The sequence below is a fragment of the Pseudomonas mandelii genome, assembly GCF_002251635.1.
In the GTDB taxonomy this organism is placed as follows: Bacteria; Pseudomonadota; Gammaproteobacteria; order Pseudomonadales; family Pseudomonadaceae; genus Aquipseudomonas; species Aquipseudomonas mandelii_B.
In genome coordinates this window covers 1-2,252 of the sequence record NZ_NMOJ01000177.1, presented here as the reverse complement: position 1 = coordinate 2,252, position 2,252 = coordinate 1, and the positions used below count along the sequence as shown (strand labels likewise).

Annotated in this window: 2 protein-coding genes; both read right to left on the bottom strand. The window is 57.6% G+C overall.

Annotation, left to right across the window (positions count from 1 at the left end; genetic code table 11):
• Window positions 1-492, bottom strand: coding sequence for an acetolactate synthase small subunit (ilvN, locus tag B7L09_RS22030; RefSeq protein WP_003176102.1), 492 nt, complete (start codon window positions 490-492; stop codon window positions 1-3).
• Between the two features lie 2 nt (window positions 493-494).
• Window positions 495-2,219 (bottom strand): acetolactate synthase 3 large subunit, encoded by a 1,725-nt coding sequence (locus B7L09_RS22025; RefSeq protein ID WP_094470631.1) that lies wholly within the window; start codon window positions 2,217-2,219, stop codon window positions 495-497.
• Between the last annotated feature and the right edge of the window lie 33 nt (window positions 2,220-2,252).

The following is a 2,252-nucleotide window of genomic DNA, read 5'->3' as shown; positions in this document are numbered from 1 at the left end:
TTAGATGCTGAGTACTTTGTCGCCACGAGCGATACCGGTTACGCCGCTACGGACGGTTTCCAGGATCGAGGCGGTGCCGATGGACTGAATGAAGCTGTCGAGCTTGTCGCTGGTACCGGTCAGTTGCACGGTATAAACGCTGGCGCTNACATCGACGATCTGCCCACGGTAAATATCGGTAGTGCGCTTGATCTCGGCGCGCTGGGCGCCGGTGGCCTTGACCTTGACCAGCATCAGTTCGCGCTCGATGTGAGCACTTTCCGACAGGTCGACCAGTTTGACCACTTCGATCAGCTTGTTGAGGTTCTTGGTGATCTGCTCGATTACCTCATCGTGGCCCACGGTGGTCAACGTCAGGCGCGACAGGGTCGGGTCTTCGGTCGGGGCCACGGTCAGGCTTTCGATGTTGTAGTTGCGTTGCGAAAACAGGCCGACAACACGAGACAGAGCGCCGGGTTCGTTCTCCAGAAGCAGGGAGATAATGTGCCGCATGATTAAGTACGCTCCGTCTTGTTCAGCCACATATCGCGCATAGAGCCGTCTTTGATCTGCATCGGGTAGACGTGCTCGCTGGTGTCAACCTGAATATCAAGGAACACCAGGCGGTCCTTCATGGCGAAGGCTTCTTCCATCATCGGTTTCAAATCCTTCAAATCAGTGATGCGCATGCCGACGTGGCCATAGGCTTCAACCAATTTGACGAAATCTGGCAGCGATTCCATGTAGGAGTGGGAGTGACGGCTACCGTAGCTCATGTCCTGCCACTGACGAACCATGCCCAGCACGCCGTTGTTCAGGCAGACGATCTTCACCGGGAGGCCGTACTGCAAGCACGTNGACAGTTCCTGGATGTTCATCTGGATGCTGCCCTCACCGGTGACGCACGCGACGTCGGTGTCGGGGAAGCTCAGCTTTACACCCATGGCCGCAGGAAAACCAAAGCCCATCGTGCCCAGGCCACCGGAGTTGATCCAACGGTTAGGCTTGTCGAACTTGTAGTACTGCGCGGCGAACATCTGGTGCTGGCCCACGTCGGAGGTCACAAAGGCGTCGCCCTTGGTCACTTCGCAGAGGGTTTCGATCACGGTTTGCGGCTTGATGATGCTGCCGTCGCCCTTGTCGTAAGGGAACANGTCGCGATCACCGCGCCACTCTTCAACCTGTTTCCACCAGGCAGCCACCGAGTCCTTGTTCGGGGTCTCGCCGATTTCTTTGAAGGTAGCGACCATTTCGGTCAGTACGCTTTCCACCGGGCCTACGATAGGAACGTCGGCCTTGATGGTCTTGGAGATGGACGCCGGGTCGATGTCGATGTGGATGATCTTGGCATTCGGGCAGAATTTGNNCGCGCCNTTGATCACACGGTCATCGAAACGCGCGCCCACGGCCATGATCACNTCCGCATGGTGCATCGCGAGGTTGGCGGTGTAGCTACCGTGCATACCGAGCATGCCGACGAACTGGCGGTCCGTGCCCGGAAATGCGCCGAGGCCCATCAAGGTATTGGTGACCGGCACGTTCAGCAGTTGCGCCAGTTCGGTCAACGGCGCGGAGCCGTTGCCCAGAATGACGCCGCCGCCGGCATAGATGATCGGCCGCTTGGCCGCCAACAGCATTTCCACCGCTTTGCGGATCTGGCCCGAGTGGCCACGAACCGCCGGGCTGTAGGAGCGCAGCTTGGCTTTTTTCGGGAAGATGTATTCGAATTTCTCAGCCGGATTGGTCATGTCTTTCGGGATATCGACCACTACAGGGCCCGGGCGACCGGACTGTGCAAGGTAGAACGCCTTTTTCATGACTTCCGGGATTTCCGAGGCATGCTTGATCATGAAGCTGTGTTTCACGATCGGCCGAGAGATACCGATCATGTCGGTTTCCTGGAATGCATCGGTACCGACCATGGTGCTAGGCACCTGGCCGGTCAGGATCACCATCGGAATCGAGTCCATGTACGCCGTAGCAATACCGGTAATGACGTTGGTCGCGCCGGGACCGGAGGTCACCAGTACGACGCCGGCCTTGCCGGTGGCGCGCGCATAGCCATCCGCCATGTGAGTGGCAGCCTGCTCATGACGAACGAGAATATGTTGAACGGCTGGTTCTTTGAACAGCGCGTCATAGATATGCAATGCGGCACCACCTGGGTACCCATAGATATATTTGACGCCTTCGTCACGCAAAAAGCGGACGAGCATCTCACCACCAGATAAAAGCTCCACGTTGTTCACCTCTAAAACGCCAGAATACCGTCC